This window comes from Streptomyces sp. B8-7, assembly GCF_058833805.1.
The window spans coordinates 183116-206195 of the sequence record NZ_JBYRRL010000005.1 but is presented as its reverse complement, the minus strand read 5'-3'; the positions used below and the strand labels follow the sequence as shown (position 1 = coordinate 206195).

Here is a 23080-nt window from a genome sequence, read left to right as displayed (position 1 = left end):
TATGAGCCACGACTCCACTGCCGCGCCGGATTCCGCGGCCCGGAAACTCTCCGGGCGACGCCGCAAGGAGATCGTCGCGGTGCTGCTGTTCAGCGGCGGCCCCATCTTCGAGAGTTCCATACCGCTGTCGGTGTTCGGGATTGACCGCCAGGACGCCGGCGTACCGCGCTACCGACTGCTGGTGTGCGGTGGCGAGGACGGCCCGCTGCGGACCACAGGGGGCCTGGAACTCACCGCACCGCACGGCCTGGAGGCGATCTCACGGGCGGGCACGGTCGTCGTGCCGGCCTGGCGGTCGATCACCTCCCCGCCGCCGGCGGACGCGCTCGACGCGCTGCGCCGGGCACACGAAGAGGGAGCCCGCATCGTCGGCCTGTGCACCGGGGCATTCGTGCTCGCGGCCGCCGGCCTGCTGGACGGCCGGCCCGCGACCACGCACTGGATGTACGCACCGACGCTGGCCAAGCGCTATCCGTCGGTGCACGTCGATCCCAGAGAGCTGTTCGTCGACGACGGCGACGTACTGACGTCGGCGGGCACGGCGGCCGGGATCGACCTCTGTCTCCACATCGTGCGGTCGGACCACGGCAACGAGGCGGCGGGCGCGCTGGCCCGCCGGCTCGTGGTCCCGCCGCGCCGGTCGGGCGGCCAGGAGCGCTATCTGGACCGCTCTTTACCCGAGGAGATCGGCGCCGACCCGCTCGCCGAGGTCGTCGCCTGGGCGCTGGAGCACCTCCACGAGCAGTTCGACGTGGAGACGCTGGCGGCCCGCGCGTACATGAGCCGCCGTACGTTCGACCGCCGCTTCCGGTCGCTGACCGGGTCGGCGCCGCTGCAGTGGCTGATCACCCAGCGGGTGCTCCAGGCGCAGCGGCTGCTGGAGACGTCGGACTACTCCGTGGACGAGGTGGCGGGCCGCTGCGGCTTCCGCTCACCGGTCGCGCTGCGGGGCCACTTCCGCCGCCAGCTGGGCTCGTCCCCGGCCGCCTACCGGGCGGCCTACCGGGCCCGCAGACCGCAGGGCGAGCGCGTGGAGAGCGGCGAGAGCGCACCGGCCGCGGCGGCCGCGGCGCCGGGCCCGTCGCATCCGGCCGGACCGCTGGTGCCGCCGCCCGCGGCACCGCACATCCTGCACCCGGACGCCCCGGTGCCGATGCAGGCCCGGCGCACCGCCGCCGCAGGCGCCATGCCCATGGCGACCCTGCCCGGCCAGCGCACCGGCATGTAGCCGGCCGGCCCCACCGCCCCGGTGCCCCGACCTCGCGTCCGGGGCACCGGGGCGGTGCCCGCCGCGCCCGCCGCGCCCTCTGCGCCCTCTGCGCCGGGCACCCTCGGCGCTCCTCACCTCGCGCGCCGCCCCGTAAGGTGAGACACATGAACGACCGCATGGTGTGGATCGACTGCGAGATGACCGGCCTCTCGCTGTCGGACGACGCGCTCATCGAGGTGGCCGCCCTCGTCACGGACTCGGAGCTGAACGTGCTCGGGGAGGGCGTGGACATCGTCATCCGCCCGCCGGACTCCGCGCTGGAGACGATGCCGGAGGTGGTCCGTCAGATGCACACCGCCTCCGGGCTGCTCGCCGAGCTCCCGGACGGCACGACGCTCCAGGACGCCGAGGAGCGGGTCCTCGCGTATGTGAAGGAGCACGTCAAGGAGCCCGGCAAGGCTCCCCTGTGCGGCAACTCCGTCGGCACCGACCGCGGTTTCCTGCTGCGGGACATGCCGACGCTGGAGGACTACCTCCACTACCGCATCGTCGACGTCTCCTCCGTCAAGGAGCTGGCCCGCCGCTGGTACCCGCGCGCCTACTTCAACAGCCCGGAGAAGAACGGCAACCACCGCGCCCTCGCCGACATCCGCGAGTCGATCGCCGAGCTGCGCTACTACCGCGAGGCCGTCTTCGTGCCCCAGCCGGGCCCGGACTCCGACACCGCCAAGGCCATCGCGGCCCGCCACGTCCTGCCCGCCGAGTAGCCGGCGGCACCGTGCTCCGGCCTCCCGGGGCCCGGGGAAAAGGCGTGCGCGAGCACCCCTTCGGACCCTGTACACTTTTTCTCGGCCGGTCAGGGACAACACGATCCCAGCGCCGGTCATGGTGGGTGTAGCTCAGCTGGTAGAGCACCTGGTTGTGGTCCAGGAAGTCGCGGGTTCGAGTCCCGTCACTCACCCTCTGCCGTCAGGCGGTGGCCTTCACGAAGGTCACCGCCTGACGCGTTTCCGGGCTCCGTCCGGGCCGGGCGTGGCCCGGATCCTCCGCAACCGGACGGGATGAGGGACCGCGCCCGGCGTGTCCCCGCCCCGTCGCCGCCTTCCGGAGGATCCGGGCCGGCCTCACGACGACTCCCGCACCACCAGTTCCGTCGGCAGGACGACCTGGCGGGGGCCGAGTTCGCGGGAGGGGGCGGGGCGGCGGTCCGCGATCTCGGTGAGGAGCAGGCCGGTCATATGGCGGCCCATCTCCTCGATGGGCTGGCGGACGCTGGTGAGGGGCGGTTCCATGTGGCGGGCTATGGCGGAGTCGTCGTAGCCGACGAGGGCCACGTCCTGCGGGATGCGGCGGCCGGCCGCGCGCAGGACCTGCCGGGCGCCCGCCGCGGTGACGTCGGAGGCGGCGAACACCGCGTCCAGGCCGGGGCAGCGCTCCAGCAGCGCGGTCATCGCGCGCCGGCCGCCCTCCTCGGTGAAGTCGCCGGGCTCCACCAGCGCGGCGTCCCGGGGGCGGCCCGCCGCCTCCAGCGCGTCCCGGTAGCCGTCGACCCGTCGCTGGGCGCCGTAGACGTCGAGACGGCCGGTGATGTGGGCGATCCGACGGTGGCCGCCGGCGATCAGGTGCTCCACCGCCGAGCGGGCCCCTCCGTAGTTGTCGGAGTCCACCGAGGCGAGGGACTCCGCGGCGGACCGGGGGCCGCTGATCACAGCCGGGATCTCCAGCTGGGCCAGCAGGTCCGGCAGCGGGTCGTCGGCGTGCACCGAGACCAGCAGGACGCCGTCCACCCGGTGTGCGGCCAGGTACTGGGCGAGGCGGCGGCGCTCCCGGTCGCCGCCCGCGAAGATCAGCAGCAGCTGCATCTCGGTGTCGGACAGCGCCGCGCCGACGCCCTTGAGCATGTCGGAGAAGTACGGTTCGGCGAAGAACCGGGTCTCGGGCTCGGGCACCACCAGGGCGATCGCGTCGGTGCGGTTGGCCGCGAGCGCACGGGCCGCGGTGTTGGGGACGTAGCCGAGTTCGGCGACCGCCGCCTCCACGGCGGCGCGGGTCGCCTCGCTGACCCGGGGCGAGCCGTTGATCACCCGGGAGACCGTGCCGCGGCCCACGCCCGCCCGCGCGGCGACCTCCTCGAGGGTCGGCCTGCCGCCGCCGCGGCCTCGCGCTCCGTGGCTCGCCATGGGCCCCGCCCTCCCGTCAGATCACTTCGGCACGGCGCCCCGGCGCGTCACGTCGCCCCGTCACGTCGGCCAGGAAACCACCGGCCTGGAATCTAACAGCCCGGCCGCGCGGGCCCCGCCGCCCGGATCACGTGGCCGGACCGGCGACGGACACCGGCCACCGCCCGCGTCCGGCGGCGGTCGCAGTTAACAGGCCGATAACCGAACACGGCTGAAGCCGTCCGCTCCCTTGACACCCTCGCCCGGAGCCACGAACCTTCAACACATCATCGATGGGAGCGCTCCCACGCTACTCGGCTCTTACCCATCCCGCACGTTCCCCACCCAGCCGCGGCACCGCGCAACGGGCCCTAGCATCACTTTCAGGCCGGGGGGTCGGCACGTCAGGGCAACAGGAGGACGCAATGCGTGCACGTATCGGTAGCCGCCGCAGGGCGGTGGTCCTGGTGGCCGTCGCGGCACTGGGCGCAGGCCTGCTGGCAGGCTGTGCCGACGACGGCGACGACGGTTCGGACACCTCGGGAGGCGACGGCGGCGGCAGGACCACCGTCACGCTGGGACTCTTCGGTACGTTCGGCTACAAGGAGGCCGGCCTCTACGACGAGTACATGAAGCTCCACCCGGACGTCACGATCAAGGAGAACGTGGTCGAGCGGAACGAGAACTACTATCCCGCGCTCGTCAACCACCTCACCACCGACAGCGGCCTGATGGACATCCAGGGCGTCGAGGTCGGCAACATCGCCGAGGTCGTGGCCACCCAGTCGGCCAAGCTGCTCGACCTGTCGAAGCACGGCACGGAGGGCGACTACCTGGAGTGGAAGTGGAAGCAGGCCACCACCGCCGACGGCCGGACGGTCGGGCTCGGCACGGACGTCGGGCCGATGGCCGTCTGCTACCGCAAGGACCTGTTCGAGGAGGCCGGGCTGCCCACCGACCGCGAGGAGGTGGCGAAGCTGTGGGCCGGGGACTGGGAGAAGTTCGTCGACGTCGGCCGCGACTACCAGAAGAAGGCGCCCGAGGGCACCACGTTCATGGACTCCCCCGGCGGTCTGATCAACGCGATCCTCAGCAGTGAGACCGAGCGCTTCTACGACTCCTCCGGCGAGGTCGTCTACAAGGACAACCCGGCGGTCAAGGCGGCCTTCGACCTGACCGCGGCGGCCGCAGAGGACGGTCTGGTCGGCAACCAGACGCAGTTCCAGCCCGCCTGGGACACCACGATCGCCAACGGCAGGTTCGCGGCGATGTCCTGCCCGCCGTGGATGCTCGGCTACATCAAGGGCAAGTCCAAGCCGGAGGCCAAGGGCACGTGGGACGTCGCCCAGGCCCCCAGGTCCGGCAACTGGGGCGGCTCCTTCCTCACCGTGCCCAAGTCCGGCAAGCACCCGGAGGAGGCCGCCGAGCTCGCCGCCTGGCTGACCGCGCCCGAGCAGCAGGCCAAGCTCTTCGCCGTGCAGGGCAGCTTCCCGAGCACCCCGGCCGCGTACACCTCGGCCGAGGTCACCGGGGCCAGGAACGACATGACCGGTGACGCGCCGATCGGCACCATCTTCGCCGAGGCCGCGAAGAACAGCCCGGTGCAGGTGATCGGCCCGAAGGACCAGATCATCCAGCAGGGCCTGACCGACAACGGCGTCATCCTCGTCGCGCAGGGCAAGTCCCCGGCGGAGGCCTGGGAGACGGCCGTGAAGACCATCGACAACAACCTGGACCAGTGACCGGCATGAGCACCGGGCACGACACCGCCGCCGCGTCCCCCGCCGAGGGGGGCGCGGCCCCGGCCCGCCCGTCCGCGACCGGCCCGGACCACCCCGGCGAGGACCGCGCGGCGCGCCGCCGGGACCGGCTGTCCCGCCGCTGGCAGCGGGACGTGCGCTTCAGCCCGTACGCGTTCGTCTCGCCGTTCTTCCTGCTCTTCGTCGCCTTCGGGCTGTTCCCGCTGGTGTACACGGGCTGGGCCTCGCTGCACCAGGTGGAGCTGACGGCGCCGACGGACATGGAGTGGGTGGGGCTGCACAACTACACCCGCATCTTCGACGACGACTTCTTCTGGAACGCGGCGCGCAACACCCTCACCATCGGCGTGCTGTCCACCGTTCCGCAGCTGCTGATGGCGCTCGGCCTGGCGCACATCCTCAACTACAAGGTGCGCGCCTCGACGTTCTACCGGGTCGCGATGCTCGCCCCGTACGCCACCTCCATCGCCGCCGCGTCGCTGGTGTTCGTGCTGCTCTTCGGCCGCGACTACGGCATGATCAACTGGGCGCTCGGGGCCGTGGGCGTGGACCACGTCGACTGGCAGAACGACAAGTGGCCCTCCCAGATCGCGGTGTCCACGATCGTCGTCTGGCGCTGGACCGGCTACAACGCGCTGATCTACCTGGCGGCGATGCAGGCCATCCCGCAGGACCTGTACGAGTCCGCGGCGCTCGACGGAGCCGGGCGCTGGCAGCAGTTCCTGCACGTCACCCTGCCCTCGCTGCGGCCGACGATCCTGTTCACCGTCGTCGTGTCGACGATCGGCGCCTCCCAGCTGTTCGGCGAGCCGCTGCTGTTCGACGCCAACAAGGGCGCCTCGGGCGGCAGTCAGCACCAGTTCCAGACGCTCGGCCTGTACCTGTACGAGCAGGGCTGGGTGAACCAGCACCTGGGCCGCGCCTCCGCCATCGCCTGGACGATGTTCCTGATCCTCATCGTGATCGGCATCGTCAACTACGTCATCTCGCGCCGGCTGCGCGCCAGTGCCTAAGGAGAACCGGCCGTGACGACGACACTCACTCCGCCCGCGCGCAAGGCACGGGTGCGCGGGCCGCGGTCCGCCCGGGCGGGCGGCACCCTGCACGCCGGGCCCGTCGCGTACGTCATCCTCGCCCTGTTCACCCTGGGCTCGCTGTTCCCGCTGGTGTGGACGGCGATCGCCGCCTCCCGCGACAACCAGCGGCTCGCCGAGACGCCGCCGCCCTTCTGGTTCGGCTCCAACCTCTTCCACCATCTCGACCTGGCCTGGAACGACGCCAATCTGGGCGAGGCGTTCCTCAACACCACGCTGGTGGCCGGGGTGTCCGCGGCGACCATCGTGTTCCTGTCGACGATCGCCGGGTTCGCCTTCGCCAAGCTGCGGTTCAAGGGGCGCAACGCGCTGATGCTGGTCGTGATCGGCACGATGATGGTGCCGCCGCAGCTGAGCGTGATCCCGCTGTACATGATGGTCGCCGAGCTGGACTGGACCGACCAGCTGCAGGCGGTGATCCTGCCGTCGATCGTGAGCGCGTTCGGGGTGTTCTTCATGCGCCAGTACCTGCTGCAGGCGCTGCCGGACGAGATCATCGAGGCGGCCCGGGTGGACGGCGCGAGCAGCTGGCGGGTGGTGTGGCACGTGGTGTTCCCCGCGGCCCGGCCCGCGATGGCCGTGCTGGGCATGCTGATGTTCGTGCAGACCTGGAACGACTTCCTCTGGCCGTTCCTGGTGCTGACCCAGACCGGCAACCCGACGGTGCAGGTCGCCGTGGCGGGCCTGGGCCGCGGCTACACCCCCGACCAGTCCCTCATCATGGCCGGCGCACTGCTGGGCACGCTGCCGCTGCTGCTGGTCTTCGCGGTCTTCGGCAAGCAGATCGTGGGCGGCATCATGCAGGGTGCGGTGAAGGGCTGACGCCCCCACACGCCCCGGTGCCAGGGGTGCCCCGTCCGCCGGGGGGGCCGGGCACCCGCGTCCGCGCGTCGGCCGGGCAGCCGCCGGCCGCCGCCGGATGCCCGGCCCGCCTCCGCGACGGGCCGCCGGCCTCGCCACCGCACGGCCCTCCCCCGCCACTCCCCCTCTCCCCCTCTCTCCCTCTCTCCCTCTCTCCCTCTCCCCCTCTCCCCCTCTCTCCCTCTCTCCCTCTCCCCTTCCCTCTCTCTGTTCCTCCACAGGTCTCCACGACCACCGATGGGAGCGCTTTCATGCCCGAGCCCGCCGCACCGGCCACCCCGGTGACCTTTCCCCCGTCCTTCGTCTGGGGTGCGGCCACCTCCGCGTACCAGATCGAGGGGGCGGCACGGGAGGACGGCCGCACGCCGTCGATCTGGGACACCTTCAGCCACACGCCCGGCAGAACGGCCGGCGGTGACACCGGTGACATCGCCGTCGACCACTACCACCGCTTCCGCGAGGACGTGGCCCTGATGGCGGAGCTGGGCCTGAACGCCTACCGCTTCTCCGTCTCCTGGTCCCGTGTGCAGCCGACCGGGCGGGGGCCGGCGGTCCAGCGGGGCCTGGACTTCTACCGCGCCCTGGTGGACGAGCTGCTGACGCACGGCATCCGGCCCGCGATCACGCTCTACCACTGGGACCTGCCGCAGGAACTGGAGGACGCGGGCGGCTGGCCCGTGCGGGACACGGCGTTCCGGTTCGCCGAGTACGCGCAGTTCGTCGGCGAGGCGCTCGGCGACCGCGTACAACAGTGGATCACCCTCAACGAGCCCTGGTGCAGCGCCTTCCTCGGCTACGGCTCCGGGGTGCACGCGCCGGGCCGCACCGACCCGGCAGCCGCGCTGCGCGCCGCGCACCACCTCAACCTGGCGCACGGGCTGGGCACGACGGCCCTGCGCTCGGTGATGCCCGCCCGCAACTCGGTCGCGGTGAGCCTCAACTCGGCGGTCGTGCGGCCGCTGTCCGGCGATCCGGCGGACCTGGCCGCCGTGCGCCGCATCGACGACCTGGCCAACGGCGTCTTCCACGGGCCGATGCTGCACGGTGCCTACCCGGAGTCGCTGCTGTCGGCGACGGCGGCGGTCACGGACTGGGCGCATGTGCAGGACGGCGACCTGGCCGCCGCCCACCAGCCGCTGGACGCGCTGGGCCTGAACTACTACACGCCGACCCTGGTCTCGGACGCGGCCCGCGCCCCGCAGGGGCCGCGCTCCGACGGGCACGGGCAGAGCGCGCACTCGCCCTGGCCCGGCGCCGACGACGTGGCGTTCCACCAGACGCCGGGTGAGCGCACCGAGATGGGCTGGAGCATCGACCCGAGCGGGCTGCACGAGCTGATCATGCGCGTCGCCCGGGAGGCGCCGGGTGTGCCGCTGTACATCACGGAGAACGGCGCGGCCTGCGACGACAAGCCCGACGCCGACGGCCGCGTCCACGACCCGGACCGCATCGCCTACCTGCACGGGCATCTGTCCGCGGTGCGCCGGGCCCTCACGGACGGCGCCGACGTCCGCGGCTACTACCTGTGGTCCCTGCTGGACAACTTCGAGTGGTCCTACGGCTACGAGAAGCGCTTCGGAGCGGTGTACGTGGACTACGCGACGCTGGCCCGGACCCCGAAGTCGAGCGCGCACTGGTACGGGCGGGCGGCTCGTACGGGCGTGCTGCCCGGTGTGCTGGAGGCGGTGGACGAGGCCTGACGGCGGCGGGGCACGGCTCGTCCTGGAGGGCCGGGCCCCGTCCGCGGGACGCCCGCGCGCCCCGGCCGGGGGTGGGGGGGGAAGTCCGGCCGGGGCGCGCTCCCCGTTTCCTGGAGGGTTCTGGAGGGTTCTGGAGGGTTCCGGAGGGTTCTGGAGGGCCTCGCGGTCCGCTGCCGCGGGGGCGGCGTCAGTGGTAGGCCGCGAACGCCTTGGTGAAGGCGCCTGGTTCCTGGAGGACGGAGCTGCAGGTGGGGTCGGCGTGGTGCGTGGCTCCGCCGGGGCACTGCCGGTCGCGGGCGGCGGACCACATCGAGAGCCGGCCGAGGCCCCTGGCGCGGGCGAACTCCACCAGCTGGGCGGCGTCGTCGACGGTGAAGATCTCGGAGGCCACGTCGTTGACGCCGATCATGGGCGTGACGCCGACGGTCTTCCAGGCCGCGCCGTCGCTCAGGCCGAGGACGCTCTTGATCTGGGCCTGGGTGGCGGTGGCGGCCTGCTCGGCGTAGGTGCCCATGTCGCCGCTGTAGGCGGGGCCGTAGTCCATGGCCATGATGTTGACGGTGCTGATCTTCACGCCGCCCGCGCGGGCGCCGGCGAGGAGGCTGACGCCGTCCTGGGTGAGGCCCTCCGGCATCACGGGCAGCGTGAAGGAGACGTCCAGGCCGGGACGGTTCTTCTGGAGCGTGGCGATGGCCTGGGCGCGCCGGGTGTTGGCGGCGGTGTCGGGCAGGGCGCCGCCCTCGACGTCGAAGTCGACCTTGGTGAGGCCGTAGGCGTCGACGGCCTTGCCGTAGGCCGCGGCGAGGGTGCTCGCGGAGGTGCAGGTGGTGGCCAGTTCGCGGCCCGCCGCGCCGCCGAAGGAGACCCGGACGTCGCCGCCCCGGGCGCGCAGCGCGCCGATCTGCGCGGCGACCGCGTCACTGGCGAGGTCGGTGACGCCGCCCCATTTCGGGGTGCAGCCGCCGCCGTCGGTGACGAAGGCGAGGTGGTACTGCTTCACCCCGGTGGCCCGGGCATGGGCGAGCAGGTCGAACGCCGGGTAGAGGCTGGTGTCGACGTAGGGCGCGAAGCCCGCGTCGGCCGGTGCGCCGGTCCCGGCGCCGCCCGAGGGCGTCGGGGTGGGTGTGGGGGTGGGGGTGGCAGTGGGGGTGGCAGTGGGCGCGGCGGTGGGGGTCGGGGTGGCCGTCGGGGTGGCCGTCGTCGGGGTGGAGGGTGTGGTGGGGGACTGCGTGGGGCGGCCGGTGGGCTCCGGGGTGGCTCCGCCGCCGGTGGAGCAGGTGGCGCCGTCGATGCGGCAGCCGGCCGGGTCGCCGGTGCCGTTGGCGACGAAGCCGACGGTGACGGACTCCCCGGCTGCCAGGCCGTCGGTGTCCCAGGCCGGCGGGGTCACGGTGACGTGCTGGCCGAGGACGCCGGACTCCGCGTTCCACAGCGAGCTGAGCCGGGTGCCGGGCGGCAGGTCGAACTCCAGCTTCCAGTCGGTCTTGCGGGCGCCGGTGTCGTTGGTGACGACGTACTGCGCGGTGTAGCCGGTGGACCAGTCGCTGGTCCGGGTGTAGGCCGCGCCGACGCCCGCGGCCTGGGCGGTGCCGGTGAGCAGCAGGGCGCCGCCGCCCGCCACGGCGGCGGCGACGAGCGCGCCGATCGCCTTGGTCCTGCCGCCGGTCCTGTGCCGGTGCGTGCTCATCGCGTGCCTGCCTTCTGCTCTCGGGGAGTGCCCCGGGACGCCCGGGGAGCCCGGCCGGGGGCTGCCGGATCCGTCGGGTGCCCTCGCGGGTCCCGGGCCGGACCCGGGGTGGGGTGCGGCAGCACGCTAGCGAGCCGGAACCGGGCAAAGAGCCTGATCCGGGCCCGGGTTGTGGATCTTATGACGGGCTTAAGGAAGGGATCGGGGGCGGTTAACCGTGGAGGTGGGGCGGCCGCCGCGGCGACGCCGCACGGTCCCGCGGTGGCCGCGCCGGGGGGTGGCCCCGGCGCGGTCGTCGAGCTGGATCCAGATCCGCACCTCGGTGCCGCCCAGCACCGAGGAGCCGATCCGCACGTCGCCGCCGGTGGCCTCCGCGAGCCGCCGTACGATGTCGAGGCCGAGCCCGGTCGAGCCGTCGCTGCCGGAGCCGCGGCCGCGGGCCATCGCCGTGTCCGGGTCGGCTATGCCGGGGCCCGCGTCGGAGACCAGGACGATCACGGAGTCCTCGCCGTTGTGCACGTCGACCGCGAAGGCGGTGCCCTCGGGGGTGTGCCGGAAGACGTTGCCGAGCAGCGCGTCGAGGGCGGCGGCCAGGTCGGCGCGGGCCACGGGGGCGCGGACCGGGCGGTCCGCCCCGGCCACCCGCCACTTGCGCCCCTCGTCCTCGGCCAGCGCGGACCAGAACTCCATCCGCTCCCTGACCACTTCGGCGGCGTCGCAGCCGGCGCCGGGACCGGCGGCGGTGGTCTGCGGCTTGGCCTCCCGGGCGGTGCGGATGATGGTGTCGACCTCCCGCTCCAGCTGGGCGACGGCGGCCCGGGTCTGCTCGGCGGCGGGCCCGTCGCCGAGGGAGGCGGCGTTCAGGCGGAGCACGGTCAGCGGGGTGCGCAGCCGGTGGGAGAGGTCGGCGGCCAGTTCGCGCTCGTTGGCGAGGAGTTGCACCACCTGGTCGGCCATGGAGTTGAAGGCGACCGCGGCGAGCCGCAGTTCGGTCGGCCCCTCCTCGGGCACGCGGGCGCCGAGCCGGCCCTCGCCCAGCTCGCGGGCGCCCCGCACCAGCCGCCGGGCGGGCTGCACCATGCGGGCCCCGAGCCGGTCGGCGACGGCCACCGAGCCCACGATCAGGGCGAGTCCGACTCCGGCGAGCACGGCCCACGCGGTGCCGACGCCCTTGCCGACCGCGGCGTCCGGGACGTACACCTCGACCACGGCTATCCGGCCCGAGCTGAGCGCGACCGGCTGGAGCAGCACCGACCCGCCGGGGGCTCGTGCGGTGGAGGCGCGGCCCGCCTCCCGGGTCGCCTCGATGTCCTTCACCGCGGCGCGCCGGCTGCCGATCTCGACGGCGGTGCCGTCGTCGCCGGGTATGTGCAGGGCGGTGCTGGCCGTGTCGGAGCCGGCCGACGCCACGAACCGCTCCAGCTGGTCGCGGTCGGTGGTGATGGACAGCGCGGGCGCGATCTCCGCCGCGTCCCGCTCGGCGTTGGAGAACGCCCGGTCGCGGGCCAGTTCGCGGATGACCAGGCCGAGGGGGACGGCGAAGGCGACCACCACCATGACGGTGACCGCGAGGGAGACCTTGACCAGGGCCCATCTCACCGCGGTTCACCCCCCGGCGGCTCCAGTTTGACCCCGACCCCCCGCAGCGTGTGCAGATAGCGGGGCCGGGCGGCGGTCTCTCCCAGCTTGCGGCGCAGCCAGGACAGGTGGACGTCGATGGTCTGGTCGTCGCCGTAGGACTGCTGCCACACCTCGGCGAGCAGTTCGCGGCGGGGGACGACGACGCCGGGCCGGCCGGCGAGGAAGGCGAGCAGGTCGAACTCGCGGCGGGTGAGGTCGAGCCGCTCGCCGTCCAGCGCGGCCCGGCGGCGCAGCGGGTCGACGGTCAGCCCGCCGACGCGGAGCACCGGGGCCGGCGCGCTCTCGCCGGCGGCGCGGGAGCGGCGCAGCACGGCGGCGATCCGCGCCGAGAGGTGGTCGACGGAGAACGGCTTCGTCAGGTAGTCGTCGGCGCCCGCGTTGAGCAGCCGGACGACCTCCGACTCGTCGTCCCGCGCGGTGGCGATGATCACCGGGACGTCGGTGATGCCGCGCAGCATCTTCAGTGCCTCCGACCCGTCGAGGTCGGGCAGACCGAGGTCCAGGACGACCACGTCGAAACGGTGGTGGGCGACCTCGCGCAGCGCCTCCAGCGCGGTGCCGACGCTGCGCACCGTGTGGGCCGCGTCGGTGAGATGCCGGATCAGCGCCGAGCGTACGAACTGGTCGTCCTCGACCACGAGCACACTTGCCATGCGCCGCACCGTACGCCATGCGGCCGGGCCGCACGGGGGCCTGTGGACAACCCTGCCCGTGTGGAGGACCGGGCGACACCCGTGGGGCGGGTGAGGCACTATGGCGCGATGCGCAGGGGACTCGTACACGCACTGGCGTGGTCGCTCGCCACGGGCGCGGCGGTCACGCTGTCGTGGTGGGGGGTGCGCACGGTGCTGGACGGCACGGCGTACGACCCGCCGCGGGCGCTGCCGGTCACGGCGGGCGCGACGACGCGGGACCCGAGCCGGTCGGCGACGCCGTCGGGCACGGGACGCCCGGAGCCGTCGGGCAGTCCGCGTCCGAGCGCCTCGGTCCGGGCGCCCGCCCCGAGCGGTGCGGCCTCGACACCCGCGTCGCCGGCGCCGGGGTCACCGGCCGCGTCCGCCGTCCCGCCCTCGTCGGCGTCCGGCGAGGTGCGCGGCTACGCCACCGACGGCGGGCGGGCCGTGTTCGACCTGCGGGACTCGTACGCGACGCTGGTCTCGGCGACTCCGGCGGCGGACTGGGCGATGCAGGTGTGGAAGACGGAGTCGTGGATCCGGGTGGAGTTCTCCTCCGGCGCCGACCGGGTGTCGGTGTTCTGCACCTGGCACGACGGGCCGCCGCGGGTGGAGATCGGCGACTACTGAGCGCCCGGGGCCGCGCCGGGCCGGGCCGACCGGGCCGGGGACTGCGGCGGCGGGCGGCGGCCGGGCGGCGGCCGGGCTGTCCCGGGGCCCGGCCCGCACGAGGGGGACGTGTCGGGTCGGGGCGCGTCGAGCAGTGAGGACGCACGGCAGCAGTGCGGTCGCCGGGCGCCGGTGCGCGGGCGTGGCGGGCGGCACGCGTCGCCGTGCGGCCGGGGCACCCGGCGGCGGAGGGCGGCCGGTCACCTGCCGGGGGCCCGGGCGGCCGTCAGCGGAAGACGGACGGCGGCGGCGCGGGGGACGCCGTGGCCGCGGCGTCCGTCACCGGTGCGGCACCGCCGGCGAAGCCGACGAGGGCCGGGCCGTGCTCGACCCGCCCCGGGTGCGGGTCGCCGGCGGTACGGCGGCTCAGCTCCGCCAGGGGCAGCGGGAGGTCGGCGGCGACGAGGACGGCGTTGCCGAAGCGCCGCCCGCGCAGCACCGCCGGGTCGGCGATCAGTGCCAGCTCCGCGAACCGGGCGGCGGCGGTGGCGATCTGGCCGCGCAGGTGCGTCAGCGGCGGCCCGTCGGCGAGGTTCGCGGCGTACCGGCCGCCCGGCCGGAGGGCCCGGCGCACCTCGTCGAGGAACTCGGTGGAGGTCAGGTGGGCCGGGGTGCGCGCCCCGCTGAAGACGTCGGCGACGATGAGGTCCGCCCAGCCGTCGGGCACCTTGGCGAGGCCCTCGCGGGCGTCGGCGGAGCGGACCCGGATGCGGGCGTTCGGCTCCAGCGGCAGTTCCCGGCGGACCAGTTGGACGAGGGGGGCGTCGCACTCGACGACCTGCTGGGTGGAGCGGGGCCGGGTCGCGGCGACGTAGCGGGCGAGGGTGAGGGCGCCGCCGCCGAGGTGCACGGCCCGGATGGGGCGGCCCGGCGCGGCGGCGAGGTCGACGACGTGACCCAGGCGCCGCTGGTACTCGAAGGACAGGTGGGCGGGGTCGTCGAGGTCGACGTGCGACTGGGGTGCCCCGTCGATCAGCAGCGTCCAGGCGCGGGCCCGGTCCCGGTCGGGTATGAGTTCCGCGAGTCCGCCGTCGACGGCCTCCACGACGGCTTCGACGGCGGCCCGCACCCGCCGGGCGTTCCTGGACCTTCCCATGCTGGCCATTCTCCCAGCCCGCGCGGGCCCGTGCCCGGCCGCACCCGGCCGCACCCGGCCGGGCACGGCTGGACCCGGCTGACCCCGGCGCAGCCCCTCCCGGCCGCGCTCGCCGGCGCCCCGTGCCCGGCCGCACCCGGCTGGACCCGGCCGCGCCCGGACGCACGGGCCGCCCCCGGACGCACGGGCCGCCCCCGGACGCACGGGCCGCCCCCGGACGCACGGGCCGCCCCCGGACGCACGGGCCGCGCCCGGACGCGGCCGAGCCGTGCGGCCGGGCGCGGCCCGGGACCGGACCGCAGCTCTGCTCCGGGGCGCGACGGCGGCGTCAGCGGCGGCTGTCGGCCGCCTCGATCAGACGGGCCGCCTCGCCGAGGGCGGCGCGCAGGGTCGCCGGGTCGGTGGCGCGGTCGGCGGCGCCGGGGGGCAGCAGCCAGTCGGAGCCCTCGACGGGCGGCCCGGGTGCCACCAGGCACAGTCCTCGGCCGTCGGTCCCGGTGCAGGTGCTGCCGGGCACGTCCCAGGCCGCCGCGGTGCCGGGCGGCACGAGGAAGCCGAGCGTGTCGCAGCGGTCGTCGTGCAGTACCGGTCCGACCGCGTCACCGGCCCCCCTGCGCAGGATGTCGACCGCCTCCAGACCCTGCCGCGCGGGCACCGTCACCAGGTCCCAGGCGGACGGGGCCCCCGTCTGCGTCGTACCGACGTGCGTCCCGGCCTCCACTACGAACCTCCTCGTCCGTGCGGGTCGTTCCTGCGGCTCGGAAGTCGGGTGGCTCCCGGTCCGTCCGGTTCAACGCGGGGCCGCGTCAACGGCTACGGCGGAAGTGCGCCGCAAAGGATGGCAGTTCATGGCAGATCGCGGGTGAGATATCCGGTTTGTAGCCGAACACCGCATGGCGTACCCGTCACAGCAGGTACGTTCTTGCCCGCCGGAACCCGGAGACCCGGAGACCCGCGGCACCCCGAAGTCAGGGCCGCACAGTGACGCATCGGTCAAGTCGCCCACGGTCCGGCATGGTTCGACGGTTCGCACGAGAGGACCCGGCCATGACGTCGTCCCCTGTGACCTCGCCCCAGCCGCAGCGGCCGCCGCGGCCGAACCTCGCCTTCCGCCGGCTGCGCGGCCGGCGCTCCCCGGCCGAGTTCGCCGCGGAGGTACGCCGGGCGGCACGCGAGATCGGCGAGCAGGTCAGCTGTGACGCGCGCTACATCGGGCGGGTGGAGGCGGGTGAGATCCGCTGCCCCAACTACGCCTACGAGCGGGTGTTCCTGCACATGTTCCCCGGCCGCACCCTCACCGACCTGGGCTTCTCACCCCGTTCGTCGGTCCGGGGCCGCGGTGCGCGGGGCGCCCCCGCACCGGACGGTCCCGCCGCCCGCCCGGCAGGCCGCGCATATGCCACAGGTGAGACTCGTGGGACGCACGATCCGTATGAACCGCAGGACCGCTCCGAGACGTACCACGACCACGAGGAGAGCGACGTGCTGCGTCGCGCATTCATGACCGGCGGGGGCGCCACGGTGGCCGCCGCCTCGCTGGCCCCGTTCGGGCTCGCGGTGGACGCGGCGGCCGCGCCCCGTCCGGGCCGCCGCGTCGGCGCGGGCGAGGCCGGCGCCCTGGAGGAGGCCGTCCGCAGGATCCGGCTGCTCGACGACCGGCACGGCGCCGACGGCCTGTACCGGAGGGCCGCCGCCCCGCTGCGCGCCGCGTACGCGCTGCTGGACGCGCGCACGACCCGGCGCACGACCGCCGACCGGCTCCACTCCGGCGCCGGTGAACTGGCCATCTCGGTGGGCTGGCTGGCCCATGACTCGGGCCGCTTCGACGACGCCCGCTCGCACTACGCGGAGGCGCTCGCCACGGCCCGGATGAGCGGGGACGCGGCCCTTGAGGCGCACGCCTTCTGCAACTCGGCGTTCCTCGCCCGCGACACCGGGCGCCCGCGCGAGGCCGTGCGCGCCGCCCAGGCCGCGCAGCGCATCGCCCGGCCGCTGGGCTCCGCCCGGCTGATGTCGCTGCTCGCGCTGCGCGAGGCCGGCGGCTGGGCGGGGCTCGCCGACCGGGCCGGCTGCGAGCAGGCCCTCGCCCGCGCCCAGGCCCTGTTCGAGCGGGGCCCCCGCGACGCCGACCCCGAGTGGATGAGCTTCTACGGGGCGGCCGAGCTGGCGGGACTGGAGGCGCAGTGCTGGTCCGCCCTGGGCGACTGGCCGCGCGCGGCCCGGCACGCGGCGCGCGCCGCGCAGCTGCAGGACCCCCACTTCACCCGGAACATCGCCCTGTACACGGCCGAGCTCGCGGACGACCTGGCCCGCGGGGGCCGCCCGGACGAGGCCGCCGCGGCCGGACTGCAGGTCCTGGGCCTGCTGGGCGAGGTGCAGTCCTGCCGTGTCCAGACGATGCTGGCGGGCACCGCGCGGGTCCTGCTGCCGCACCGGCGGGCGAGCGGGGTCTCACATTTCCTGGAGCAGCACGCCTCCACCCCGCGTACGGCCTGAGCGGGTTCGTCAGGCGACCAGGTGGCCCAGGTCGTTCCAGCTCTCGACGGCCGGCTCCCCGTAGGCCCAGCCCAGCACCGACAGCGACGCCGGGTTGAGGCGGATCCGGGCGGCGAAGCCGACCGGCAGGCCCAGCCAGCGCGCGCCGATCGCGCGCAGAATGTGCCCGTGCGCGAACACCAGGACGTCCCGGTCGGCGGCGCGCGCCCAGGAGACGACCTCGTCCGCGCGGGCGCCGACCTCGGCGAGGGTCTCACCGTCGGGGACGCCGTCGCGCCAGATCAGCCAGCCCGGCCGGACCGCCTGTATCTGTGCGGGGGTCATGCCCTCGTAGGCGCCGTAGTGGAACTCCAGCAGCGTGTCCCACTCGGTCGCGCGGTCCCCGAACCCGGCGATCTCGCACGTCTGACGCGCGCGGGACAGCGGACTGGTGCGGACCTCCGCCCCGGGCAGCCCGTCGAACGGCGCCCGGCGCAGCCGCTCCCCGAGCAGTTTGGCGCCCCGCCGGCCCTCCGCCAGCAGCGGCACGTCCGTGCGGCCGGTGTGCTTGCCGGACAGCGACCACTCGGTCTGTCCGTGCCGGGCCAGCAGGATGCGCGGTGCCATGGGGGGCCTTTCCGGAGGTGGGCGCGGGGGAACCCCCATCATCGCGCATCGGGGGCGGTGGCCGTCGGCGCGGGAGGTGCGGGCAACCCGGCGGGCGCCCGCTGCGTCTATCAGGGCCGGGGCGCGGCGCCCCCGCGGCCGGACCGTAAGGTGGCGGGACCGGCCGCCCGGCGCCGCGTGACACGACAGGGGGAGGACGATCGGATGCCGCAGTCCGAGACGACGCGCGCTCAGACGGCCCCGCCGTACCGGCTGCGCTGGTGGTCCGAGCTCCCGCTGATCCTGCTGGTGTACGGCTGCTACTCGGCGGGCCGGCTGCTCGCCCGCGGCGACGCCTCGTCGGCCGTGGACCACGGGCTGGCGATCCTGAGGGTGGAGAAGTTCCTGCGCCTCAACGCCGAGCACCCGCTGAACCGGCTGTTCACCCGGGAGGCCTGGCTCGGTGTGCCGGCCGACTTCTGGTACGCCTCGCTGCACTACCTGGTGACGCCCGCGCTGCTGATCTGGCTGTTCCGGTCGCGGGCGGTGCACTACCGGGCGGCCCGCACCTGGCTGATGACGTCGACCTTCCTCGGTCTGATCGGCTTCACCCTGCTGCCGACCTGTCCGCCGCGGCTGCTGGACGCGACGCACGGCTTCGTCGACACGATGGCCCAGTACAGCGCGTACGGCTGGTGGGGCGGCGAGGCGAGCGCGCCGCGCGGTCTGGGCGGCCTGACGAACCAGTTCGCGGCGATGCCCAGCCTGCACGTGGGCTGGGCGCTGTGGTGCGGGGTCATGCTGTGGCGGTACGGCGGGTCGCGCGCGGCGAAGGCGGCCGGGGTCGGCTACCCGCTGGTGACCACGCTCGTGGTGATGGGCACGGCCAACCACTACTTCCTCGACGCGGCCGCGGGCGCCGCCGTGATGGGCGCCGGCCTGCTGCTGACCCCCTTCGTGCTGCGGGCCGCGGACCGGATCACCGGGCGCCCGGGGTTCTCCGCACGGGCCTCGGCGGGCCCGACGGCCCCGATTGTCGGTGGCGGATGCCAGACTTCGGCGGGTGAGCGATTTCCACGGCAGCGCGAGTCCGCCCTCCCCGCGGCAGCCCGGCCGGACGCCTCCCCCGCGGACGCGGACGACGGGGCTCCGGCAGCGGCTCACTGAGCTGCGCGGTCCGGGGACGGCGGCCAGAGCACTGGACGCGCGCGCCCTGGCCGCGCTGGCCGCCAACCCCGGCTGCCGGCGGCGCGCGGTCCTCGACGGCGCGGGCGTGGACAAGACGGCGGTGGCGAGCGCGCTGGGCTCGCCCTCCGCGTTCGGCCAGTCCCAGTTCGCCCTCACCCGGGGCAACGCCTTCGAGGCGAAGGTGAAGGCGGACGGCGGACGCGAGCTGCTGCGGCTGGCCCACCGCCTCCTGTCCCCCGGCGCCGATCCGCCGCGGGACGCGCAGGTGCCCGACCTGACGGCCGCGGGCCCCGAGGGCCGCACCGCGCGTACGGCACTGGCGCTGCGCGAGGCCGCCGACGCGCCGGGCGGGTGGACGCTGCTCGACCATCCGATGCTCGCGCTGGACGTGGCGGGCTCGCCCGCCTTCCTGGAGCCGGACGCGGTCGTGGTGCAGCCCGACGGCTCGTGGTCGGTCGTGGAGATCAAGTCCTTCCCGCTGCTGGACGGGTCGGCGGACCCGGCGAAGGTGGGCGCGGCCGCCCGGCAGGCCGCGGTGTACGTGCTGGCGCTGGAGGAGGTCGCCGCCCGGCTGGACCCGCCGCCGCGCGTCCACGCGCGCGTGCTGCTGGTGTGCCCGAAGGACTTCTCCAACCAGCCCGCCGGTTCGGCCGTGGACGTGCGCAGGCAGCGGGCCGTCACCCGGCGCCAGCTGACCCGCCTCACCCGGCTGGAGGAGATCACCGACGCGCTGCCCGAGGGGCTCTGCCTCTCCCCCGGGCTGCCCCGGGAGGAGCTGACGGCCGCCGTCGAGTCCATCCCGGCGGTGTACGCCCCGGAGTGCCTGTCCGCCTGCGAGCTGGCCTTCCACTGCCGTGCCCGCGCCCGCGCCGCCGACGCGGTGACCGCGCTGGGCCGCTCGGTCCGTGCCGAGCTGGGCGGTCTGACGACCGTCGGCGGCGTCCTGTCGGCGGCCCGCGGCGAGAGCGGCGACGCCCGCGACCCGGCGGTCGCCGCCCTGCGGCGGGCGGCCCGGCTGCGCGCGCAGGCCCTGGACCGGGAGACCGCCGCGTGCAGCTGACCACCATCACGTCCGGCCGCCCGGCGCGGGGTGCCGCGCCGGGCGGCGGGCTCGCCGGGGAGGGCACCGTATGTCGCTGATCGCCACGCTCGCCCGGCTGGAGGCCGTCGACCGCGGGGTCGCGCAGCCGCTGGCCACCGTCCGGCACCGGCACCTGTCGGCGCGGCCGCTGGTGTTCGTGCCGCTCACCACCGCCGGTGAGGCGGGCGCCCCGCTGGGCGCGCTGGTCGGCACCGAGCGGGAGGCGCCCCGGCTGCTGGTCGTCCCGCAGCCGCGCGACCGCGACCTGCGGGCCGCGTTCCTGGCCGACCTCGCGGACGTCGTGCTGCCGTACGTGGAGGCGTACGCGGACGACGTGGAGAGCGTCGAGCGCACCGCGGCCGACCCGGAGACGGGCCGGCGGGTCAAGGTCGAGGCGGACCTGTGCGCGGACGCGCCGCAGCTGGTCGTGCCCGGCCGGGCCGGTGTCGAGTACGTCCGGCTGCTGGGCCGCTCCACGCGGTTCCGCCGGACCGCCGAGCAGGACCCGCAGACCCCGTATCCGGTGCCCCCGCGGGTGCCGCTGCTGGGGCGGTGGCTCACGCACTTCGCCGAGCGCGCCCGGGTGCCCGGATCGTCGCTGCTGCTGGCGCTGACCGACGTCCTGGCACGTCACTGGGCGACCGGCCAGTCCGCACTGGAGGACCAGCACCTGGGTGCCCTGCTCGCCTGGATCGCCCCGCCCGGTGGGCGGAGCGGCGCCGAGGCCGCGCTGCGGGCCGAGCTGGCGCGGGACGCCCAGGGGCAGCTGGAGTGCCCGCCCGCCGGACCGGCCACCGACCCGGCCTTCGACAACCGGCTGCTCGCCCCCGCGATCGAGCGCTACGACCGGGCGCGCCGGGCGCTCGCCGCCGCCGAGGACGGGCTTGAGGCCGACGACCGGCTCGGCGCGCTCACCGCCGCCGAGCGGGAGATCCGCGAGCTGGTCGCCGGCCGCACCCGGCCGACCTGGGACGCCGTCTGGCGCGGCCTGGATCTGCTGCGGGAGCTGCCGGAGGCCGCGCGGGTGCCGGACCGCTGGACACGGGACCGCTGGTCGTTCACCGGTCACCGCGACCGGGTACGGGCGGGCGAGCCGCCGCAGCCCCGCCGCGACGACGCGGTGACCGCGGCGTCCAAGCTGGCCGCGCGGGAGCGGGAACAGGCCCGCCTGGACGCGCAGGAGGCGCTCGACGACCCGCTGGTGATGGCGGGGCGGCGGCTGGCCGGGGAGGCCTTCACCGGAGAGGTCACGGACGTCGTCATGGCGTACTCCGAGGGCAGGCGCCCCGCGCCGCGTCCGCTGGTCACGGTCCGCACCGACGACCGGCCGTTCCTGGACGAGCGGGTGCGGGTCCACCGGTCGCTGGACGGCAGGCCGCAGACGGCGGAGGTCGTCGCGCACGAGCCCGCGGACGGCGTCGGAACCGGGGGGAGCCACGGGAGCGGCCGGGCCGGCGGGGCCGGCGGCGACGGGGCCGAAGGGGCCGACGGGGCGCTGATCGTGCTGCGGGTGCTGGACAGGATGGGGCGGGGCCGGGAACCGGCGGCCGGGTCGGTGCCGGAGAAGGGCGACGTGCTCTGCTTCACCCTGTTCGAGCACGACAGCCGGGGCGGCGCGAAGCTGCCCGAGCCGGAGGACACCCCGTGGACACACGGCGGACCGCCGGGCGAGGAGGCCGCGGTGCCCGAGCCCGCCGACCCGGTGACCGGGGAGGACGTCCTGTGAGCGCGCGGACGCCGTTCGACCCCGGCGCCGCTGCGGCCGCCGCCACCGGGGCGATCCTGCACGACACGCTGCACGGCACCGACCGGGGTGTCGTGGTGGACTCCCCGCCCGGTGCCGGCAAGTCCACGCTGGTGGTCCGGGCGGCCCTGGAACTGACCGGCGCGGGCCGCTCGCTGATGGTGGTCGCACAGACCAACGCCCAGGTCGACGACCTGGTGACGAGGCTCGCCGAGAAGAGCCCCGAGCTGCCGGTGGGCCGGCTGCACAGCAGCGACGCCGACCCGTACGACCGGGCGCTCGACGACCTGCCGAACGTCCGGAAGTCGGCGAAGGCGCACGACCTGACCGGACTGCCCGTGGTGATCTCCACCGCGGCGAAGTGGGCGCACGTCACGGTCGACGAGCCGTGGCGGCACGCGATCGTCGACGAGGCGTACCAGATGCGCTCGGACGGGCTGCTGGCGGTGGCCGGACTGTTCGAGCGGGCGCTGTTCGTGGGCGACCCGGGCCAGCTCGATCCGTTCGCCACCGTGGGCAGCGAGCAGTGGGCGGGGCTGTCGTACGACCCGTCGGCCTCGGCGGTGTCGGCGCTGCTGGCGCACAATCCGGGCCTGCCGCAGCACCGGCTGCCGGTGTCCTGGCGGCTGCCCGCCTCGGCGGCACCGCTGGTGTCCGACGCGTTCTACCCGTACACCCCCTTCCGCAGCGGCACCGGCCCCGACGACCGGAGGCTCGCCTTCGCGGTGCCGTCGGACGGCTCCGGCCCCGACCGGGTCATCGACGAGGCCGCGGAGTCCGGCTGGGGCCTGCTGGAGCTGCCCGCCCGGCACACCCCGCGCACCGACCCGGAGGCGGTCCGGGCGGTGGCGGCGGTGGTGCGGCGCCTGCTGGACCGGGGCGGCGCGGCGACCTCCGAGCGCTCCCCCGGTGCGGCGCCGCTGACCGCCGGCCGGATCGCGGTCGGCACCGCCCACCGCGACCAGGCCGCAGCGGTCCGCGCGGCCCTGGCGGAGCTGGGCGTGCGGGACGTCACGGTCGACACGGCCAACCGTCTGCAGGGCCGGGAGTACGACGTCACCGTCGTCCTGCACCCCCTCTCCGGCCGCCCCGACGCCACCGCGTTCCACCTGGAGACGGGCCGGCTGTGCGTGCTCGCCTCCCGGCACCGGCACGCCTGCATCGTGGTCTGCCGCGCCGGGGTGAGCGACCTGCTGGACGACTACCCGTCCACGGAACCGGTCCAGCTCGGGACCGTCGTGAAGTTCCCCGACGGCTGGGAGGCGAACCACGCGGTGCTGGCCCGGCTGGCCGAGCACCGGATCGGCTGGCGCCCGTGAGCCCGGGCGGGCACGGCCGTCGGGCAGGCACGGCGGTCGGCATCCGGATGCGGCGCGCCGGGGCGCGCAAGCCCTCCGGGGCACCGGCCGGCGCCGGCCCCGGGGGCCCTCTTGCG

At 75.3% G+C, this 23080-nt stretch carries 19 protein-coding genes and 1 tRNA gene; 13 read left to right on the top strand and 7 right to left on the bottom strand.

Going from position 1 to position 23080, the window contains the following annotated elements:
- Position 1 precedes the first annotated feature (1 nt).
- From AC5K6T_RS25180 to AC5K6T_RS25170, 3 genes are all read left to right on the top strand, one after another.
- Positions 2-1228 (top strand): helix-turn-helix domain-containing protein, encoded by a 1227-nt coding sequence (locus tag AC5K6T_RS25180; protein ID WP_493212480.1) that lies wholly within the window; start codon positions 2-4, stop codon positions 1226-1228.
- A gap of 146 nt (positions 1229-1374) precedes the next feature.
- Positions 1375-1977 (top strand): oligoribonuclease, encoded by a 603-nt coding sequence (gene orn / locus AC5K6T_RS25175; protein WP_493212478.1) that lies wholly within the window; start codon positions 1375-1377, stop codon positions 1975-1977.
- 121 nt (positions 1978-2098) lie between these two features.
- A tRNA-His gene (locus tag AC5K6T_RS25170) sits at positions 2099-2171 on the top strand.
- 163 nt (positions 2172-2334) lie between these two features.
- Here the strand turns inward: AC5K6T_RS25170 and AC5K6T_RS25165 are convergent.
- Positions 2335-3390, bottom strand: coding sequence for a LacI family DNA-binding transcriptional regulator (locus AC5K6T_RS25165; RefSeq protein ID WP_493212477.1), 1056 nt, complete (start codon positions 3388-3390; stop codon positions 2335-2337).
- 404 nt (positions 3391-3794) lie between these two features.
- On the opposite strand from AC5K6T_RS25165, the gene AC5K6T_RS25160 reads away from it, so the two are divergent.
- The 4 genes from AC5K6T_RS25160 (at position 3795) to AC5K6T_RS25145 (ending at position 8784) form a co-directional block, all read left to right on the top strand.
- Positions 3795-5111: an ABC transporter substrate-binding protein gene (locus AC5K6T_RS25160; RefSeq protein ID WP_493212476.1), complete on the top strand. Its 1317-nt coding sequence runs from the start codon at positions 3795-3797 to the stop codon at positions 5109-5111.
- 5 nt (positions 5112-5116) lie between these two features.
- Positions 5117-6142, top strand: a complete 1026-nt coding sequence (locus tag AC5K6T_RS25155) for a carbohydrate ABC transporter permease (RefSeq protein ID WP_493213459.1) — start codon at positions 5117-5119, stop codon at positions 6140-6142.
- Positions 6143-6154: 12 nt separating this feature from the next.
- On the top strand, positions 6155-7045 hold the full coding sequence (locus tag AC5K6T_RS25150; protein WP_493212474.1) for a carbohydrate ABC transporter permease: 891 nt from the start codon (positions 6155-6157) through the stop codon (positions 7043-7045).
- A 290-nt stretch (positions 7046-7335) separates the two neighbouring features.
- On the top strand, positions 7336-8784 hold the full coding sequence (locus tag AC5K6T_RS25145) for a GH1 family beta-glucosidase (RefSeq protein WP_493212472.1): 1449 nt from the start codon (positions 7336-7338) through the stop codon (positions 8782-8784).
- Between the two features lie 187 nt (positions 8785-8971).
- Here the strand turns inward: AC5K6T_RS25145 and AC5K6T_RS25140 are convergent, their stop codons facing one another.
- The 3 genes from AC5K6T_RS25140 to AC5K6T_RS25130 all read right to left on the bottom strand — a co-directional run bounded on the left by AC5K6T_RS25140 (position 8972) and on the right by AC5K6T_RS25130 (position 12765).
- Positions 8972-10471 (bottom strand): glycoside hydrolase family 18 protein, encoded by a 1500-nt coding sequence (locus AC5K6T_RS25140; protein WP_493212470.1) that lies wholly within the window; start codon positions 10469-10471, stop codon positions 8972-8974.
- Positions 10472-10660: 189 nt separating this feature from the next.
- Positions 10661-12070 carry a sensor histidine kinase gene (locus AC5K6T_RS25135; RefSeq protein ID WP_493212468.1) on the bottom strand — a complete coding sequence of 470 codons (1410 nt, stop codon included), beginning with the start codon at positions 12068-12070 and terminating at the stop codon, positions 10661-10663.
- On the bottom strand, positions 12067-12765 hold the full coding sequence (locus AC5K6T_RS25130; RefSeq protein WP_493212466.1) for a response regulator transcription factor: 699 nt from the start codon (positions 12763-12765) through the stop codon (positions 12067-12069). Before AC5K6T_RS25130 ends, AC5K6T_RS25135 begins: the two co-directional genes overlap by 4 nt.
- 108 nt (positions 12766-12873) lie before the next feature.
- On the opposite strand from AC5K6T_RS25130, the gene AC5K6T_RS25125 reads away from it, so the two are divergent.
- On the top strand, positions 12874-13416 hold the full coding sequence (locus AC5K6T_RS25125; RefSeq protein ID WP_493212465.1) for a hypothetical protein: 543 nt from the start codon (positions 12874-12876) through the stop codon (positions 13414-13416).
- Positions 13417-13681: 265 nt separating this feature from the next.
- On the opposite strand, the gene AC5K6T_RS25120 is transcribed toward AC5K6T_RS25125, so the two are convergent.
- Together AC5K6T_RS25120 and AC5K6T_RS25115 are read right to left on the bottom strand one after the other, a co-directional pair.
- Positions 13682-14551 (bottom strand): spermidine synthase, encoded by an 870-nt coding sequence (locus AC5K6T_RS25120; protein WP_493212463.1) that lies wholly within the window; start codon positions 14549-14551, stop codon positions 13682-13684.
- Between the two features lie 328 nt (positions 14552-14879).
- On the bottom strand, positions 14880-15272 hold the full coding sequence (locus AC5K6T_RS25115; protein ID WP_493212461.1) for a hypothetical protein: 393 nt from the start codon (positions 15270-15272) through the stop codon (positions 14880-14882).
- A 326-nt stretch (positions 15273-15598) separates the two neighbouring features.
- Here AC5K6T_RS25115 and AC5K6T_RS25110 point away from each other — a divergent pair, with 326 nt between their 5' ends.
- A complete protein-coding gene (locus AC5K6T_RS25110) occupies positions 15599-17047 on the top strand; it encodes an NsdA family TPR-like regulatory protein (RefSeq protein WP_493212459.1) in 1449 nt (482 codons plus the stop codon).
- Positions 17048-17056: 9 nt separating this feature from the next.
- Here the strand turns inward: AC5K6T_RS25110 and AC5K6T_RS25105 are convergent, their stop codons facing one another.
- Positions 17057-17653, bottom strand: a complete 597-nt coding sequence (locus tag AC5K6T_RS25105; protein WP_493212457.1) for a histidine phosphatase family protein — start codon at positions 17651-17653, stop codon at positions 17057-17059.
- A 204-nt stretch (positions 17654-17857) separates the two neighbouring features.
- Here AC5K6T_RS25105 and AC5K6T_RS25100 point away from each other — a divergent pair, with 204 nt between their 5' ends.
- The 4 genes from AC5K6T_RS25100 to AC5K6T_RS25085 all read left to right on the top strand — a co-directional run bounded on the left by AC5K6T_RS25100 (position 17858) and on the right by AC5K6T_RS25085 (position 22964).
- The gene (locus tag AC5K6T_RS25100; RefSeq protein ID WP_493212456.1) at positions 17858-18799 is read left to right on the top strand and encodes a phosphatase PAP2 family protein; all 942 of its coding nucleotides are present in this window, start codon (positions 17858-17860) and stop codon (positions 18797-18799) included.
- On the top strand, positions 18696-19880 hold the full coding sequence (locus tag AC5K6T_RS25095; protein WP_493212455.1) for a hypothetical protein: 1185 nt from the start codon (positions 18696-18698) through the stop codon (positions 19878-19880). Before AC5K6T_RS25100 ends, AC5K6T_RS25095 begins: the two co-directional genes overlap by 104 nt.
- Before the next feature lie 70 nt (positions 19881-19950).
- Positions 19951-21627 (top strand): hypothetical protein, encoded by a 1677-nt coding sequence (locus AC5K6T_RS25090; RefSeq protein WP_493212454.1) that lies wholly within the window; start codon positions 19951-19953, stop codon positions 21625-21627.
- Positions 21624-22964, top strand: a complete 1341-nt coding sequence (locus AC5K6T_RS25085) for an AAA domain-containing protein (protein WP_493212452.1) — start codon at positions 21624-21626, stop codon at positions 22962-22964. Before AC5K6T_RS25090 ends, AC5K6T_RS25085 begins: the two co-directional genes overlap by 4 nt.
- The last annotated feature ends 116 nt before the right edge of the window (positions 22965-23080 follow it).